Source organism: Desulfobacter sp. (assembly GCF_050177295.1).
The window spans coordinates 1-16576 of the sequence record NZ_JBFXHE010000055.1; the positions used below are offsets into that span (position 1 = coordinate 1).

Genomic DNA, 16576 nt, shown 5'->3' on the forward strand with positions numbered 1-16576 from the left:
TACCGGCCTGCCAGTGCCTTGAGCCGCTGCCATGCCGATGCCAGTTTTTCATCTCTTTGGCCCAGGGCCTTGATATCCAGCCAGCCCCCCAAGGTATCAAGAAGCGCTGACGTGTTCAGGGATGCTGAAAATGCGGCCATCCCGGGTAAAAATGGTGCAAACTGCTGCCGGTCTGCGTCACTGCCGCGACCAAGAAAAATCCGCACCAGGGCCAGCACCTCTTTTATGCCGGCCATGTCGGCCCAGTGTTCCCGGTCCGCAGTCTGAAAAGGGATACCGGCCTTCTCAAAGGCCCGGGCAAAGGCCAGGGCCTGCTGCCGGGTGCGGTAGAGAACGGCAAAGTCGGAAAAGGCATATTCCCTGTCTGTTCCGGGGTCCGGGCCCGTGCCCTTGTCCATGGACAGAAAAGAGAGCCCCCCTACCCCTTTTTCAATGATCTTTCCCACGGCAACGGCCTCGGCACTTTCGCTGGCAGTTTCATTGATCGAAATCTTTTGCGTGCCGTCAAGGCTTGCAAAAATTTTACGCGCCTCATTTCCTAGGTCATCACCGGTGCAAATCACCTGAAAAGAGGCGTCCAGAATGGTCTGGGTGGACCGGTAATTCCGGCGCAGGCGTATGTGTTCGCACCCGGGGAAATCCTGTTCAAACCGCTTGAAAAACCGGCTGTCCGATCCCCTGAATCCGTAGATGGACTGATCCGGGTCACCAATCACGAAAATGTGGCTGTTTTGTGCAAGAAGCCGCACCAGCCTGTACTGGCCCAGGTTCAGGTCCTGGTACTCATCCACAAAAATAAATTTATACCGGTGACGCACCTGTTCAAGCAGGTCCGCATCCCTGGAAAAAAGCCTGAAACAGATGAAAATCAAATCTTCAAAATCTGCCAGGCCGCGTTCTTGAAGCATCTGGTCATAGGTTTCGTACACCCCGGGCCAGACCGGATGAAAGCCGTCTTTACTGCTGTTTGCGGCGTCACCCAAATCTTCATCGTAAGGCTCCTTTAATTGCTGCTTTTGCCGGCTGATCCAGGCATCCAGTTTTAACACTGTTTTCTGGGGCACCTTTTTTTCGCCTGTCACGGCTTTGAAGGCCAGTCCCAGCACCTCAAGGCGCAGGTCATCCTCCATGAGCCCCCGCTTGAAATCTGAATACCGCCTAAGCAGTTTAAGACAGAATCCGTGAAAGGTAGCTGCTGTCACAAGTTGCCCGCCCTGGGGAATAAAGGACTCAATCCGGCCGACAAGTTCGCCTGCCGCCTTATTTGTAAAGGTCAGGGCCAGGATGTTTTCAGGAGCGGCCAGGTTTTCCCGGAGCAGCCAGGCAATTCTGGCCGTAAGGGTACGGGTTTTCCCCGTGCCCGGCCCGGCCTGGATCACCACGGCCCTTGATTCGGATTTAACCGCCCTCTCCTGCTCCGGGTTCAGCCCGTCCAGGATATGTCCGGGGGCAACAGATGCCGCGGTCTCTTTTTTTTCAGGTAAAGGCAATGCCGCATCTTTGCTTTGGGGCTTTTGACGGCAGAACTGTGCGTTGACCGTTGTTTTTGCTTTTTTGAGGGGCAAAGGGCCGGTAAACAGGCTTTTTTCTCCCTGGATATGGGCTTTTTCCTCCGGGGTAAAAATATTGACCGTTCCATACTCACCATCATACCCCGGGTCAATGTGGATATCCCCGTCTCTCATCTTTTGTATGGCCGGGGCCAGTAAAGGCACACCGGCATGTTCAATGATTTCAGGTGAAAGCTGTGTGAGTATTGCAAGCTCCGGCCCCAGGGCATTGACCGCTTTATCATAATGGGTTTTCACCTTTTTGGTATTGGGACCCACCCCAAAAATCTGGGATAAAATATCTGCCAGGGGCACCACATAGGAATGGGGATGCCGGTTTTCAGGTTTAAACCCATCAGGCCTGTCAGCCAGTTCCCGGACCCGGTAAAGCACGCCCAGGGTCAGAGGTTTCCCGCATTGGGGGCAAATCCCGCCCAAAGCCGCAGTCTCATCTGGATTGAGACATACCCCGCATTTGCGGTGGCCGTCATAGTGGTATTTTCCCTGGTGGGGATACATATCCAGGGTGCCTCTATAGGCTGTAAGATCATGGGTTTTAAGGGCACGCCGCACCGCGCCAAAGGCCAGGTCCGTATCAAACACCGAAGCATTGCGGCCCAAAAATCCAGGGGAATGGGCGTCGGAGTTGGATATCAGCCGGACCCTGTCCAGATTTTTCACCCGCCAGTTCATGGGCGGATCTGATGACAAGCCAGTCTCACAGGCAAAAATATGGGAACTTAAATCACCAAAGCATTCCTCAATGGTATCAAATCCGGATTTGGACCCGAACATGGAAAACCATGGTGTCCAGATATGGGCCGGGACAAAAAAACCCTGGGCAGACGTTTCCAGCATGATCTCCAGCAGATTTCTGGCATCCAGCCCGAGAATGGGGCGGCCATCGGATTTGATGTTACCGATGGCATCCAGGCGGGCATTGAACTTCTTTGCCGTGTCCAGATCCGGCATATAGATCAGGTTATGGTTTTTGCGGACTTTTTCGTCCTTCTTATATATATTGGAAATCTCAGCCTGGAGGATAAAACGCACAGGCCCTTTGCACGGAGCCGGCACGTCGGCGTCAATCTGCCTTGCAATCTCATTTTTTAATGCAAACAGCCCGGGTTCGGCAGGCACAAGCTTTGCCTCAATCTCCTGGATCCAGGCAGGATGGGTAAAATCCCCTGTGCCCACCAGGGTAATGCCTTTAATCTGGGCGTTGAGGTAAATATGCTCCAGGTCCAGGTTTTTGGCCGTGGCCCGGGAATATTTTGAATGGATATGCAGATCTGCTATGTATTTCATGGATCCTGTCCGTGAATTGTTTATTGAGTGTCAAGTCATTATGTACATGATTTATCCTTAATTTAAAACCCGGATTCTGATAAATACCAGACGATACAGGTAACCCACCCAATCCAACCGGAGGCCAGTTATGGACAACATAACCCAAGAACAGATCAGGGCCTGGACGCCTTTGGGACGCCCGGCCTTAAGCATTGCAGACACAGAACATCCCGAGCAAAAAAGATTCGAGGCGTTTGTCCGCCAATGGCAGGAGATATCGGCGTCCATATCCTGGACAGACAGCAGTCAACCTGCGGACCTGCCCGGGTTTTTCCTGAAAAACAATATTTTATATTCAGCCCTGCCCCTGGAACGTGAATTGTCACCTTTTCTAAAAAGCTTGGACGCCCTTGACAAACCTGATCCGGAGGACGGTATCCGAAAAATCTTGAACCATATCGAAGTGCCCTGCCGGCTGACCCTGTATATTGCCCTGCAATGCCCCCACTGCCCGGGGATGGTTGAGCGGCTCATCCCCCTGGCAGCTGCCTGTGAAAAAATCCATCTTCACATCATTGACGGATCCCTGTTTCCTGAAAAAGCCCGGAAAGACAAGGTGATGTCCGCCCCCTGCCTGATTCTGGATGATGATACCCGATGGACCGGGGCAGTGGCAGAAGAAGAAATTGTGGACATGATCGTCAACAAGGAGAGCATGGACCTGGATACCATGGCCCTGAAAACCATACTGGAGGATGGCCGGGCAGCGTGGATCACCGAGCAGATGCTCGGGTCCAACCGGTTGTTCAAAGGATTTTCCGGACTTCTTCTCCACGAAACCTGGTCCGTGCGTTTAGGCGCCATGGTGGTGGTGGAAGCCCTTGCTGAGAAAGCACCAGCCCTGTGCGCTGATCTGGAAAAAATTCTAATTGATGCATTCAGCACCCTGGCTGTGGCTGTTCAGGGTGATGTTCTGTATACTCTGGGTGAAATCGGTACACCTGATACCCTGAACTGGATTGCGGCCCAAAAGGCGATCCTGTCCCACACGGATCTCAAGGACGCGGCAGATGAAGCGATTCAGTCCATTAAGGACAGATTTTGAATATTGAGGCCGCCATCAACAGCAAAGGCTAGCCGTTGGCCACTGCAATGAGACTAAAGACACCGACAATGCGGGGCTGAAATGGGCGCCCCAGGCGCTTCGCCCTCTTGTTTCCTGTATCTTGTCTCCAGTTTCATATAAAACCTTGCTTTAAACCCTTTGTGCTGGTAAACAGGCAAAAAAGTCTGTGGTCTGACCGTGAGCGTAAACTTTGTAAACGCAATGAAGGTTTTATTATTAGGAGAGGCTCGTATGCCAAAAGCATGTGATTTAAAAAAAGGCCAGGTGGTGGAGATCAGCGGTGAACCGTATCTGGTTAAACACATTGATGTAAGAACCCCGTCGGCAAGGGGCGCTGTCACCCTTTACAAGGTCAGGTTCAGCAGTATCAAGACCCGGCAGAAATATGAAGCCTCATACAAAGGCAATGATATGCTCGATGGTGTGGACTTGCAAAGAAAACCTGTCCAGTACCTCTATCCGGACGGGGCGTTGCATGTATTCATGGACAGTGTGGAATATGCCCAGTATATGATTGCCGAAGACAGCATTGAAGACGAGCTGGTCTGGCTCACCGACGGCATGGAAGATATTGTGGGCATGTTCATTGACGGCAATCTGGTGGCCATTGAAATTCCCGCTTCCCTTGTTTTTGAAATCACACAAACCGCTCCGGGCGTCAAAGGGGCCAGCGCTACAGCCCGGACAAAACCGGCCACCCTTTCCAACGGGGTTGAAATCCAGGTGCCTGAATATCTTGAAAACGGGGAGATGGTCAAGGTCAACACCGAAACCAGAAAATATATATCCAGGGCCTGATCCTTTTAACACCATGTTTTGCCGGGCAGGCTAATAAGGTTGTTCAAGTTTTGAAAAATATTTATCCAGCATCGGCTCAAGTTTTTTTCGGGACAGGCGCAGGTTGCCCTGGCGGAAAAAGTGAACCCCGCCGCAGTCAAAGCCTTGGGGCGGGGGGATTATTTCCAGGTCAAGGTTGGATGCCAGCATGGCGGAGATGGTTGTAAAAAGAAGGGGGGATTTGCAGAACACTGCAATCCCCCGTGAAAATTCAGGGATACGCTGGGTGTTCATGGTCATCAGAATATCTGCCTGCATTTCTTTTGCATAGGTTTCAATGCCGTTGGCAAGGCCCATGTCCCTTTTCATCCATTGTTCAAGGGCCAAAGGCACCGATGCAACGGTGCAGGTTACCTTGTTGAATTGGAATGTCTTGCAGTCCCGTCTGAGCAGGTCCCTTGTGTTCATATCCCGGATGTCTGATTTGGCTGCGCGGATTCCCTGGTAAAAACCGTCTGTGTCCAGGCCGGCGATGGACTGCAGATGCGTTGCCACGGCATGGTCCCTGGGGGTTGCCCGTCCGGCGTTGGGGTCAAGGTTGACCGTATCAATCAGAATGGCCCCGAGCAAAAGGGCAGCCAGATTCCCGGGAATTTCCCCTGCAGCGCCCCCCCCACGACCATTGATCAGGTCTTCGCCCACCAGGGTGGCGCAGGAACCCACAGGTTCAATCCGGCCCAGGGCATTGGGGTACAGCTTCAAGTCTTCATGGTGATCCATGATCAACCTGACTTTTTCTTCGTATTTTGAAAAACCGTTTGCCAGCCGGTTATGGTCCACCAGGGCCAGCCCCCTGACCCGGGACATGAGTGTATCCAACGGCAGGACATCGTCCAGGAAAAAAAGGGGTTCAGCATCAATGCCTGTTTGCGAGAGCACCCACCGGCTTTCAGTTTTCAGGCGGAAATCGTCTCTTTTAATGGGAATCAAAGGCAGGGCTGAACAGGGCTTTTTGCCGTTTTCCAACACCCAGGCAAGGCCAATGGCTGACACCACGGAATCCAGGTCTGCCGCCTCGTTACCAAAAACCAGCATGTCAATATCCTGGGTTTGAGCTCTGGACTTGGCATCGGACAGAAACCGGTTAACCAGGTCAGTTTTATTATTCCCCATGGGGCCTGCCCATCATTTTTTCCAGGATTGGCATGGGCACAGGCGCATTGATCTGTGCGGCGATCTGGAGAAAAGCATCCAGAAGGGCCTCTTCAGGTACGGGGTGGTAAAAGGGCATGCCCAGAATCTCTTTGATTGTCAAATTCGCCCCCATGGCCCAGGCCAGAAGATGGGCCATGTGTTCGCCGGCCGGCGCCATAATCTCTGCACCCAGCAGCCGCCCCTTTTGGGGGTCGGCATAAATTCTGGCCCTTCCGGCGGCTTTGCCAAGTATCATTCTGGCCCGTCCAAGTTCTTCCCAGGACGCTTCGCCCACCACAAAATCAATGCCTTTTTCCCTCAGGGCCTTGTGGGACATGCCTGCAATGGCGATATCCGGTGAAGAAAAGGTGATCTGCAGGGGCGTGCGTTTTTTAAATCGGGCCATGGTGCCGGCACAGGCGTTGTAACCTGCGATGGTGCCGTCATCGGCAGCTTCATGGAGAATGGGCCTGAGCCCGTTCACATCCCCGGCCAGAAATACGGGCAGATCACCGATCTGCAGGGTTTCAGGATCAAAGACCGGCATCCCTTTGGCATCCAGGTCAACCTTTAGGTTTTCAAGGTTTAAATCGTGGAGCACGGGCCGTCTGCCCGTGGCTATGAGCACCCGGTCCACGGGCCAGCGTTTGCTGCCGCATCCCACTTCCAGTCCGGTTTCGGTCCTGCCCAGGATTTCAGCGGTGCCAAGTTCTATGTGCATCTCCTTGGAAAAATGGTCAAAGGCATATTCGGCAAGTTTGGGGTCGGTCAGGCCCCCCGCGGTTTTACGGCGGCTGACGGCGGTCACCTGAACCCCTATCCGGTGCAGGGCCTGTCCCAGCTCAATACCGATGACACCCAAACCAAACACGGCCATAGTCCGGGGCAGGGTTTCAAGTTCAAAGAACTGGTCCGTGTCAATTATAATTTCTTTAAACGGCAGCCAGGGATCAGGGATAAAGGGCTTTGAGCCGGTGGCAATGATGATGCGTTTGGCCCGGATGGTCTGGTCCCCTAAATCCAGGGTATTGGGATCCAGAAATCTGGCCCGTTTCCGGATAACCTTATCCATGAACCCGGACATCTCCCGGATCACGCCGCCTGAAAATTCATCCCGCATGGACCGGACCCGTGCCATGATCCTTTTATAATCCGGGACCAGCCCCCGGGCGCCGCTAATGCCATATTCATCAAAAAAACTGCACTTGTGAAAGTCATCGGCCACGGCAATCAACGCTTTGGAGGGCATGCACCCCACCCTTGCGCAGGTAGTTCCCAAGGGGCCGTCATCAATGAGCACGTAGTTGTCTGTGTGTTTTACCACCTCTTCCTGGGCCGTCAGTCCGGCTGTGCCTGCCCCGATAATCGCCACATCGTATTCTTTGGTCATAAACAACTCCTCATTAACCGGCCTTAGGCGGAATCACCATTAAGGTGGCACTGCTTCTGGAAATATCCTTTCCCGTCTCATCTGTGACCCGGCAGTCTACAATAACAAGGGTCCGGCCCCGTTTGAACACCGTGGCTTCGGCGATCAGACGGCCTTTGGACGCCATGGACAGAAAATTATTTTTCAGTTCAATGGTTGTCAGGTTTTCGCCGGGTGCCAGGGTGCTCATCACCGCATGGGCCGCGGCTTCACTGGACAGGGCAATGCCTAAACCGCCCTGCATGATCCCGGCGCCCTGGAGAAATTCAGGCCGGATTTCCATGCTGAACCGGGCATATCCTTTTTCAACCGCCTCAACCTTTATCTGTAAAAAATCCAGAAAAGGGTTGTTGACCGGTTCTCCTGCTGTCAGCTGTTTCAGGTATAAAGGGTAGTCAAACATAAAGGATCTCCTTTTATTCACTTTATCGGATGGCTGCGCATTGTAGAGTAAAATGCCTGCTTTTTAAACACATATATTCAACCTGAAAGAACCTAAAACAAGGTGAGTTTCAAGCGCCACCACCACGAACCTGTAATATTAGTGTAACCCTATTGTAATAAAAAATTATGGTGCTATATTTGCCAGTTGTTTTTTAGTCGGTCGTTTTTTAAAAATTTAAGGAGGCGTTATGCATACGCTATTAATTGTTGTTTTTGTTCTGGCCTATTCGGCCATTGCCTTTGAGCACCCGCTCAGGGTAAACAAGTCGGCTTCCGCCCTGCTGGGTGCCGGCATCATGTGGACCGTTTACGCGGTTTCCACAGGCGACCACCATCTGGTGACGGAACAGCTCAATGAGAACCTTGCGGCCACTGCCCAGATTATCTTCTTTCTGCTCGGGGCCATGACCATTGTTGAACTGGTGGATGCCCATGACGGGTTTGAGGTGATCACCTCCCGGATCACCACCACCAGCCAGAGTGTTTTGATTGTGCTCATTGGTATTGTCACGTTCTTTCTCAGCGCCATGCTGGATAACCTGACCACCACCATTGTCATGGTGTCATTGACCAAAAAACTTTTGGACAATCATGATGACCGGCTGGTTTTTGCAGGGGTCATTGTTATTGCCGCCAATGCCGGCGGGGCCTGGTCGCCCATTGGTGATGTGACCACAACCATGCTCTGGATCGGCGGCCAGATCTCTTCGCTCGGGATCATTAAAGCGGTCTTCCTGGCATCTGTTGCCAGTCTTCTTGTCCCGTTGATTGTTATCAGCTTTATGCTGCGGGGCAAGCCGGTAGGGAAAAAGGAAGAACCGGCCGGACCCAGAACAACCACAGCGTTCGAACGGAACCTGATGTTCACTGTCGGGTTAGGATCATTGGTCATGGTGCCGGTGTTCAAAGAGACAACCCATTTACCGCCCTTTATGGGGATTCTGTGCGGTCTCGGCGTTCTCTGGCTGGTGGGAGAGCTTGTCCACAGGCATAAGTCTGACCAGGAAAAACAACCCCTGACCATAGTGCATGCCCTGGCCAAAATCGACATGGCGTCCATTCTCTTTTTCATCGGTATCCTGTTGGCGGTGGCAACCCTGGAAAATTCGCATATCCTGTCCGCTCTGGCGACCTGGCTTAATCAGACCATTGGTGAGCAGAGTATTATTGTTGCGGTGATCGGTGTTATCAGTTCGATTATCGACAATGTGCCCTTGGTGGCAGCATCAATGGGGATGTACGATATCCATCAGTTTACCACAGACAATTTCTTATGGACCTTTCTCGCTTTCTGTGCAGGAACCGGCGGCTCTTTGCTGATCATTGGTTCGGCTGCCGGGGTGGCTGCCATGGGGCTGGAGAAAATTAATTTTTTCTGGTATGTGAAAAAAATCAGCGGACTGGCGGTGCTTGGCTATATTGCAGGCATCCTGATATTTCTGGTTCAGTTTAAGCTGCTTCACGGCTGATCATTAAAAATTGTAAGATATGTCCCGGCGGCCGACGGTACAATGGCGATCGGCCGCCGGGCAGTCACTTTTTGCGCAATTCTTGTGTGTTTTCAAGTGCCGTGAACAAATACTAATCTCTTAAGGCAACGGGTTTTCCAAGAATTTCCTTCCAGATCACAGCCTTTTGAAGCCCCCGGGACCGGGCCGGCAGTCGTCTTGAACCTGACCTGAGGCAACTTGTCTGCATGGCATCATGCCCAAAAGATTTTTGGGTTAACGATCTTGACCCTCTTGTTTCCGGTATCTTAGCGGCTTTTCTGCGGGGTCCTTTTTTTAAGGTTTGATTTACATATTTTTCCCCGGTCTGGCCACCGGAACTGCTTTGGGGTTCCAGAGGGCGGTTACTCTGCCCGGCCGCCTCTTTTTTCCGGGCCTGTTCAGCCTGGGCTTCCATTTCCCGGGCCGCCTCTTTAAGTACTTCCTTTAGTTTCCCCAGAACGGAAAACCCGCTCTGCTTTGATTTCGCTGGTTTTCCCGCCTTATTTGTCTTTTTTCTGTTCAAAAAAGGAGACACAATAAAAACCAAAAATAAAATCAACGTAATAATATCACCAAAATCCATTTTATTATCCTAAATTTTATTATCCTAAATTTTGTTTTCCTAATTTTGTTTTCGATGTTATTTCAGTGGCTCCTCTGGCTGATCAGGAGAGGCAATGGTGTCCCTCATCCGGGTGTCGGCGCTGATATTCTGCATCTTATAATAATCCATGATCCCAAGATTTCCGTTTCTAAACGCCTCGGCTATGGCCAGGGGAACCTGGGCTTCGGCCGCCACCACCTTGGCTCGCATTTCCTGAACCCGGGCTTTCATCTCCTGTTCCTGGGCATAGGCCATGGCCCGTTTTTCCTCGGCCTTAGCCTGGGCAATTTTCTTGTCTGCCTCGGCCCGGTCGGTTTCAAGTTCCGCTCCGATGTTTTTGCCCACATCCACGTCCGCGATATCAATGGAAAGGATTTCGTAGGCAGTACCTGCATCCAGCCCCTTGCTTAAAACGGTTTTGGAAATGGTGTCCGGATTTTCCAGTACTTGTTTATGGGTGACAGCCGAACCAATGGTGGTAACAATGCCCTCGCCCACACGGGCCAGGATGGTCTCTTCGCCGGCCCCGCCCACCAGCCGGTCAATATTGGCCCTCACCGTGACCCTGGAAATGGCTTTGAGCTGGATACCGTCCTTGGCCATGGCCGCCACAAGAGGGGTTTCAATAACTTTAGGGTTAACCGACATCTGTACGGCTTCCAGCACGTCCCGGCCGGCAAGGTCAATGGCAGCGGCCCGGTTAAAGGGAAGGTCAATATTGGCCTTGTCCGCAGCAATCAATGCCTGGATCACCCGGGACACATTGCCGCCGGCAAGGAAATGGGACTCGAGACTGTCCGTGGCAATATCAATCCCGGCTTTCACGGCCATGATCTTGGATTCCACGATCAGCTTAGACGGCACTTTCCTGAACCGCATGAAAATGATGTTGAACAGCCCCACCCGGGCCCCTGACACCAGGGCCTGGAGCCACAGACCAATGTAGGAAAATGCAAAGTAAACAAGCACCAGGCCAAGGATGCCGACAATGATAATAAGAATGGACATAATCTGCATGTTAAACCACCTTTTTTTAAATTATTATGTAACGCTTTTACGCGCGTTGATTCAAATGTTTTCCCGGCGGCAGACAATCACCTGATTACCTGTGACCTTGCAGACCCTTAAAGGGGCATCTGGCTCGATAAATTCCCCGTCCGTGACCACATCCAGGCGGACACCGCCAATCAGAGCTATTCCGGACGGACGAAGGGATGAAATGCTGTGCCCGGTGCAGTCCAGGTAATTTTTAAGATCCGGGGACTGGGAAACCACACCCTGGGATGCAGATAAATTTTTTTTAAGAGACAAAGGAGAAACCGCCAGCATTTTAAATCCCAGAATAAACACCACGGGAAGCAGAATCAGATCAGCCCCCAGGACCACATAAAACGCTGACACAGGAAAGGCACGGAACACAAGGAAAAGGGAGTATCCGGTAAAGCCCAGGGCAATAATGGATAAAAGCCCCATGGACGGCAGAAAAACCTCGGCAACAACGGTAAACATTGCCATGATCTGGAGAACCAAAGGCAGGATCCAGGCACTCATTTTTCCCTCTTTTCCATAATCGTTTCAACAATTATATGGCCTGCTGTGATCTGGGCCACCCTGACGGGTGTGGCAGGATCAATAAAATTGCCCTGGGTAACGGCATCAACTTTTCTGTCCCTGATACGGACCTTGCCCGAAGGCCGCAACGTTGTCAAGGAAATGCCTTGATCACCGGCACATATACCTGATGCCTCGGTGGATTCGGCATGAGAATCCTGAAGTGTGGCATCCAGATACGGCCCCTTAATCACCTTCGACAGTTTGGGCAAAGCAAAACGCACCACAGACATTGAAACCACCAGCGCGCCAAAGGCGCTGCCCATGACCAGTCCCAGATTATTTATCATGAGATTGCTCTGCCATGGCAGGCTTGGGTCAGGCAGCACAAAATCCTGAAAGGAGAGCACAAGGCCTGCGGCCAGGACAATGATGGCGCTGATACCGGCCATGCCGAACCCCGGCAGGACGAACATTTCCATACCCAGAAGCAGGAACCCGATGATGAACACCAATATTTCCGTATAGTTGGCAAGCCCAACCAGGTACTGGTTGAAAAACACCAGTCCCAGGCAGATAATACCCACAAGACCGGGGATGCCGAATCCCGGGGCCTTAATCTCCGTATACACGGCACCAATGCCTAAAATCATGAGAATCGGCAGAAACGGCTGGATCCATCTTACAAAATTTTCTGACCAATTTTCAGTAATATAGACCTTTTTACACGACCCATAGCCCAGAACCCCAAGGGCCTGATCAAGGGTTGTGACACTCTGGCGGGAAAACCCCAGCTCAAAAGCCTCTTTGTCATCCATGGTCAAAAGCTCGCCCTGGCTGACAATTGTGGATTTACCGGTAATTTTTTTCTTTTCTTTCTCGGAAAGCTCCTGCCACTGGGTTTTATCCATGTATTCAGAATGCGTTCCCCGGGTAATTTTATACACCTCCATGGATTTAGACACCATGGATTCAGCCAGAACTTGGGAATAATTGTTCCGCTTGGCCAGGGTTCGAAACTGTGCACGGAGCACGGTCTGGGTTTTTTCGCCTGCTTCCTTGTGGCCTTCACTGGTCTGAATCATGGGCGCACAGTCACCGATAAGGGTATTTTCCTTCATGATCAGGGAACCTGCGGAAAGCGCGATCAGCGTGCCTGCGGAAATGGCTTTTTTTTCCACATAAGCAATGGTTCTCTGCCTTGGCACGGTGCAGATGGTTTCCACAATGTCAAAGGCGGCATCCACCCGTCCCCCAAAGGTATTCATGGCAAATACCAGAATGGCGGATTCATCCTTTTCAAGGGAGGAGACCACCCGTTTGAGGTATGCGGCCATGCCCGGTTCAACAGTCCCGGAAACGGAAATGATATGCACCACCGGCCCGGCAGCATATGCTGTACCGGAAAAAATTAACACAAAAAATAAAACCGACGCCCGTACCCGGAGGATTTTTCGTTCTAACAACATGGCAGATCTCATTTTGAAAGGCATCACGTAACTCTTTTTAGGAATCAATGAATTCTGTGTACTATACATGAGTTACAGCAATTATATCCATAATTTTTTGATTTTGTCGGATTGGGCCTGCCTGGAATCAACCGTTCTGCCTGGTAGCTTTTTTCCCTCAAAAAAGCTACCTTCTGGGCTTTAATTTTTAAATTTCATTAATTTCTAATAAAGATCTTTTACGCTTGAATTCAAGGTAAATAGGACAAAAAGGATAAACGCTCATGCTGGCTCATTTTAAAAAAAGGGCATATAAAACTATTGTTCTTTGCCTAGTGTTCTGGGGGCTGGTTTTCCTTGCCCAGGGATGCGGGGTCAAATCCAACATGATGACCGCTTTGTCCAGAAGTATCCTGAATAATAAGGAAGATTTCAATGCCCTGGCCGACATGCAGATCGGATACTTCACCCCGCCCGTGGGCATGAACCTGTTCATTGCAGGGTATCGGTTCAACAAACCCATTGTTGAAATTTACCGGGCCACAATCCCGCTCATACTGGTGGTGCTGCTGTCTGTACTCATCATCACTTACTGGCCGCAGTTAAGCCTGTTTATGATTTCATAAAAGCGATATTTTCATCTAACGTTCCGGTGGTTTTCTGCACCCATGCCGCCACCCTCTGCCCTTTCCCCGTCCCCGCATCTCATAGCAACCGCCCTGGACTGTGAGCCGCTTGGCTGTAACCAGCGATTCAGCAATTTTATAGCGGGCGCTTTTCAGAACCCTTCCTACGGTCTGCCGGGAAACATCCATAACCTGCGCGACGCCGGACTGGTCCATGCCCTCATAATCTATGAGTCTGAGGGCTTCAAATTCTTCCAGGGAAAGGATGACTTCTCCGGTCTCCACTGCTCCTCTGGGCTTGAACCCTTTAATGGCCGGTTCGGATGCAATACATCGGGGTCGCTTGGGTCTTGGCATGATTTTTCCTCGTTATGATCAAATGATCATAAATTTCGATAAGGGTTGTGTCAAGAATAAATTTTAACCCCATTGGACTTGACATTGGTTTTCTGTGCTAAAAATTGATATATAGTACTTTTTATCCAGCGGCTCTGTTTCTTTGTTTTGATAATGGAAACAGTTTTTAGGCCGCCAATGAACATGAAACAAAAGAGACACGCCATGAAAATATTTAATTACCCTTCACCGGAAGCGGAAAAAAGGGTTCAGGACACCATAGGCAGAGGCCTATGTTTTTCCAAAAAAGACCAGGACAATGTCCAGGCTTTTCTGGATGATGTTAAAAAAAGAGGTGATGAGGCGCTTGTTGAATACACCAACAGGTTTGACTCCCCGGCTGTTACCCTGGATACCCTTAAGGTGACGGAACAGGAGTTTGAACAAGCCCTGGAACAGATGACCCCTCAGTTTTTAAAGGCCCTTGACCGGGCCGTTGAGCAGATCACAGCCTTTCACAGCCGCCAGAGGGAAAATTCATGGATAGACACCCCCAGAAACGGGGTAATGGTGGGACAGATGGTCCGGCCGGTTCAGGCGGCAGGTATCTATGCCCCCGGGGCCAAAGGCGGAAAGACACCCCTGGTCTCGTCTGTGCTCATGGGAGGGATTCCGGCCAAAGTGGCAGGCGTAAAATCAATCTCTTTGATGACCCCGCCCATGGCAGACGGGAAAATTAATCCCCATCTTCTTGTGGCAGCACGGGCCGTGGGTATTGATTCTGTGTTCAAGGCCGGTTCTGCCTGGGCCATTGGGGCACTGGCTTACGGAACTTCCCAGGTGCCCAAGGTTGATGTGATTGTGGGGCCGGGAAATATTTATGTCGCCCTTGCCAAGAAAATTGTTTCCGGAACCGTTGCTATTGATATGATTGCAGGTCCCAGCGAAATTCTGATCATTGCAGATAAAACCGCAGACCCTGAATGCATTGCCGCAGACCTGCTTTCCCAGGCAGAACATGATGTGCTGGCATCGGCCATGCTGGTGACCGATTCTGCCGATGTGGCGCAAAAGGTCTGCGCCGCGCTTGAGCCCCAGCTCAATGCCCTGCCACGCAAAGATATTGCCGGACCGGCCATCAATGATTTCGGCGCCATTCTGGTGGTACCGGATATTGATACGGCCATTGACTTGTCCAACCGCCTGGCACCCGAGCACCTTGAAATCATCGTGGAATCCCCTTTTGATTATATTGACAGGGTGCAGAATGCAGGGGCCCTGTTTCTGGGGCCGTATACCCCTGAACCCATGGGCGACTATATTGCAGGCCCCAACCATGTGCTGCCCACAGCAGGCACGGCCCGGTTTTCATCTGCCTTGAGCGTGTCCCACTTTACAAAAAAAACCAGCCTGATCCATTATTCCAAAGACGCCTTTGAAAAGGAGGCAGATGATGTGATCACCCTGGCCCGGACCGAAGCCCTATATGCCCACGCCAATTCAGTAAGCATCCGGCTGAAATAACAGCGCTGTGCTTTCCTGTCTTTTTACAGATTTTCAAGGGTCTGTTTCAGGGCCGTGATGGAAAAAGGCTTGGGCAGGGCTGCAGAAAAGCCGAAAAGAGAATGGTTTTCCATGATCGCATCATTGGAATAGCCCGAGGCCACAATACCCTTGATTCCAGGGTTCAGTGCCAGCAGCTTTTCCATGGTCTCTTCGCCTCCCATGCCATGCTTAACTTCAAGATCAAGGATCACCTTGCCGATGATTTTGCCTTCCACAAGACAGGACTGGTATTTTTCCACTGCTTCTTCGCCGGATTTTGCAAGGACAGGCTCGTAGCCCAGCTGGATGAGAATTTTTCCTGTGATTTCCAGGATCATGGCATCGTCATCCATAAACAGGACAAGGGGTTTTCGGGTTTCCACCCTGGCAGGCCGCTTTGCCTTGGACTCCACCTCTTTGGGCTTAGGGGTTTCTTTGGGGGTGGGGGTATCCTTTGGAAAGATGGGCAGAATGATATCCACACAAGTGCCCTGGTCCAGGGTGGATTGAATCTGGATATTGCCCTGGTGGTTTTTCACAATGGCCCAGGCAATGGAGAGCCCGAGACCGGTTCCCCGGTTGCCCCCTTTAGGTTTGGTGGAAAAATAGGGGTCAAAAATTTTTTCTAAATCATCTGACTTGATTCCCCGGCCCTGGTCTTTGACTGATATGACAATCATGCCTTTTTTTGGGGCATAAAGCCGGGCTGTTATCTTTACCGGTTCTTTATTGTCCATGGCTTCCGATGCGTTAATGACAACGTTCTTCAACGCTTCCGACAGGGCTTCATTGTCAGCTTCGATCACAGGGGGCAGGTCAAAAACGTCAAGCCGGGACAAAATATTTTTTTCCCGTTTCATTTGGTCAAGGGTGTCGGTAATAAATCCTGTCAGGTCAATGTGGGTTTTAACTCCTACGGTGCTGCTGCTTGAAAAGATAACAAATTTGGCGGCCAGATTTTTTGCCTGGAGAACGGATTGTTCTGCGTCATCCAGGTATTCTCTGATGGTCCCGCTTTCCGCCGCCATTTGAGCTAGATTGATATTACCCAGGGTCACGGAGAGGGTGTTGTTGAAATCATGGGCAATGCCACCTGCCAATGTGCCGATGGCTTCAAGCTTCTGGGTGCGGGCCAGGCGTTTTTTGGCTTTTCTGAGTTCGTTTTG

15 protein-coding genes are annotated in these 16576 nt (G+C 51.2%); 5 read left to right on the forward strand and 10 right to left on the reverse strand.

Annotated elements, in window-relative coordinates; all coding sequences use genetic code 11:
• Positions 1–2858 (reverse strand): UvrD-helicase domain-containing protein (locus AB7U36_RS06460; RefSeq protein WP_428158975.1); only part of this gene is annotated, 2858 nt, incomplete at its 3' end.
• Positions 2859–2988: 130 nt separating this feature from the next.
• Here AB7U36_RS06460 and AB7U36_RS06465 point away from each other — a divergent pair.
• Positions 2989–3945, forward strand: a complete 957-nt coding sequence (locus tag AB7U36_RS06465; RefSeq protein WP_428158976.1) for a thioredoxin family protein — start codon at positions 2989–2991, stop codon at positions 3943–3945.
• Positions 3946–4197: 252 nt separating this feature from the next.
• Positions 4198–4764, forward strand: coding sequence for an elongation factor P-like protein EfpL (gene efpL, locus AB7U36_RS06470; protein ID WP_428158977.1), 567 nt, complete (start codon positions 4198–4200; stop codon positions 4762–4764).
• A 30-nt stretch (positions 4765–4794) separates the two neighbouring features.
• On the opposite strand, the gene AB7U36_RS06475 is transcribed toward efpL, so the two are convergent.
• Genes AB7U36_RS06475 through AB7U36_RS06485 form a run of 3 tightly spaced genes read right to left on the reverse strand, consistent with a single transcriptional unit; the run spans position 4795 to position 7769 of the window.
• Positions 4795–5916: a DHHA2 domain-containing protein gene (locus AB7U36_RS06475; RefSeq protein WP_428158978.1), complete on the reverse strand. Its 1122-nt coding sequence runs from the start codon at positions 5914–5916 to the stop codon at positions 4795–4797.
• Positions 5906–7327: a dihydrolipoyl dehydrogenase gene (locus AB7U36_RS06480; protein WP_428158979.1), complete on the reverse strand. Its 1422-nt coding sequence runs from the start codon at positions 7325–7327 to the stop codon at positions 5906–5908. The genes AB7U36_RS06475 and AB7U36_RS06480 overlap by 11 nt, the downstream gene beginning before the upstream one ends.
• A gap of 13 nt (positions 7328–7340) precedes the next feature.
• Positions 7341–7769 (reverse strand): PaaI family thioesterase, encoded by a 429-nt coding sequence (locus tag AB7U36_RS06485; protein ID WP_428158980.1) that lies wholly within the window; start codon positions 7767–7769, stop codon positions 7341–7343.
• 229 nt (positions 7770–7998) lie between these two features.
• Here AB7U36_RS06485 and nhaD point away from each other — a divergent pair, with 229 nt between their 5' ends.
• Positions 7999–9279: a sodium:proton antiporter NhaD gene (gene nhaD, locus AB7U36_RS06490; protein WP_428158981.1), complete on the forward strand. Its 1281-nt coding sequence runs from the start codon at positions 7999–8001 to the stop codon at positions 9277–9279.
• A 112-nt stretch (positions 9280–9391) separates the two neighbouring features.
• Here the strand turns inward: nhaD and AB7U36_RS06495 are convergent, their stop codons facing one another.
• The 4 genes from AB7U36_RS06495 to AB7U36_RS06510 are packed head-to-tail and all read right to left on the reverse strand — an operon-like array spanning position 9392 to position 12924.
• Complete coding sequence (locus AB7U36_RS06495; RefSeq protein WP_428158982.1) at positions 9392–9883, reverse strand: hypothetical protein; 492 nt, start codon at positions 9881–9883, stop codon at positions 9392–9394.
• A gap of 57 nt (positions 9884–9940) precedes the next feature.
• Complete coding sequence (gene floA, locus AB7U36_RS06500) at positions 9941–10921, reverse strand: flotillin-like protein FloA (protein WP_428158983.1); 981 nt, start codon at positions 10919–10921, stop codon at positions 9941–9943.
• Positions 10922–10972: 51 nt separating this feature from the next.
• Positions 10973–11455: an NfeD family protein gene (locus AB7U36_RS06505; protein ID WP_428158984.1), complete on the reverse strand. Its 483-nt coding sequence runs from the start codon at positions 11453–11455 to the stop codon at positions 10973–10975.
• Positions 11452–12924, reverse strand: coding sequence for an NfeD family protein (locus AB7U36_RS06510; protein ID WP_428158985.1), 1473 nt, complete (start codon positions 12922–12924; stop codon positions 11452–11454). The genes AB7U36_RS06505 and AB7U36_RS06510 overlap by 4 nt, the downstream gene beginning before the upstream one ends.
• Positions 12925–13187: 263 nt before the next feature.
• Here AB7U36_RS06510 and AB7U36_RS06515 point away from each other — a divergent pair, with 263 nt between their 5' ends.
• Positions 13188–13529: a TRAP transporter large permease subunit gene (locus AB7U36_RS06515; RefSeq protein WP_428158986.1), complete on the forward strand. Its 342-nt coding sequence runs from the start codon at positions 13188–13190 to the stop codon at positions 13527–13529.
• 15 nt (positions 13530–13544) lie between these two features.
• On the opposite strand, the gene AB7U36_RS06520 is transcribed toward AB7U36_RS06515, so the two are convergent.
• Positions 13545–13886, reverse strand: coding sequence for a DUF134 domain-containing protein (locus tag AB7U36_RS06520; protein ID WP_428158987.1), 342 nt, complete (start codon positions 13884–13886; stop codon positions 13545–13547).
• A gap of 204 nt (positions 13887–14090) precedes the next feature.
• On the opposite strand from AB7U36_RS06520, the gene hisD reads away from it, so the two are divergent.
• Positions 14091–15389: a histidinol dehydrogenase gene (gene hisD / locus AB7U36_RS06525; RefSeq protein ID WP_428158989.1), complete on the forward strand. Its 1299-nt coding sequence runs from the start codon at positions 14091–14093 to the stop codon at positions 15387–15389.
• A gap of 23 nt (positions 15390–15412) precedes the next feature.
• Here hisD and AB7U36_RS06530 read toward each other — a convergent pair.
• Positions 15413–16576: hybrid sensor histidine kinase/response regulator (locus AB7U36_RS06530; protein ID WP_428158988.1), on the reverse strand; the 1164-nt coding region annotated here is incomplete at its 5' end.

Bases quoted from the DNA above. Each gene is read 5' to 3' on its own strand.
- AB7U36_RS06465 (WP_428158976.1), top strand. From the start codon at position 2,989: ATGGACAACATAACCCAAGAACAGATCAGGGCCTGGACGCCTTTGGGA.
- efpL (WP_428158977.1), top strand. From the start codon at position 4,198: ATGCCAAAAGCATGTGATTTAAAAAAAGGCCAGGTGGTGGAGATCAGC.
- AB7U36_RS06475 (WP_428158978.1), bottom strand. From the start codon at position 5,916: ATGGGGAATAATAAAACTGACCTGGTTAACCGGTTTCTGTCCGATGCC.
- AB7U36_RS06480 (WP_428158979.1), bottom strand. From the start codon at position 7,327: ATGACCAAAGAATACGATGTGGCGATTATCGGGGCAGGCACAGCCGGA.
- AB7U36_RS06485 (WP_428158980.1), bottom strand. From the start codon at position 7,769: ATGTTTGACTACCCTTTATACCTGAAACAGCTGACAGCAGGAGAACCG.
- nhaD (WP_428158981.1), top strand. From the start codon at position 7,999: ATGCATACGCTATTAATTGTTGTTTTTGTTCTGGCCTATTCGGCCATT.
- AB7U36_RS06495 (WP_428158982.1), bottom strand. From the start codon at position 9,883: ATGGATTTTGGTGATATTATTACGTTGATTTTATTTTTGGTTTTTATT.
- floA (WP_428158983.1), bottom strand. From the start codon at position 10,921: ATGCAGATTATGTCCATTCTTATTATCATTGTCGGCATCCTTGGCCTG.
- AB7U36_RS06505 (WP_428158984.1), bottom strand. From the start codon at position 11,455: ATGAGTGCCTGGATCCTGCCTTTGGTTCTCCAGATCATGGCAATGTTT.
- AB7U36_RS06510 (WP_428158985.1), bottom strand. From the start codon at position 12,924: ATGTTGTTAGAACGAAAAATCCTCCGGGTACGGGCGTCGGTTTTATTT.
- AB7U36_RS06515 (WP_428158986.1), top strand. From the start codon at position 13,188: ATGCTGGCTCATTTTAAAAAAAGGGCATATAAAACTATTGTTCTTTGC.
- AB7U36_RS06520 (WP_428158987.1), bottom strand. From the start codon at position 13,886: ATGCCAAGACCCAAGCGACCCCGATGTATTGCATCCGAACCGGCCATT.
- hisD (WP_428158989.1), top strand. From the start codon at position 14,091: ATGAAAATATTTAATTACCCTTCACCGGAAGCGGAAAAAAGGGTTCAG.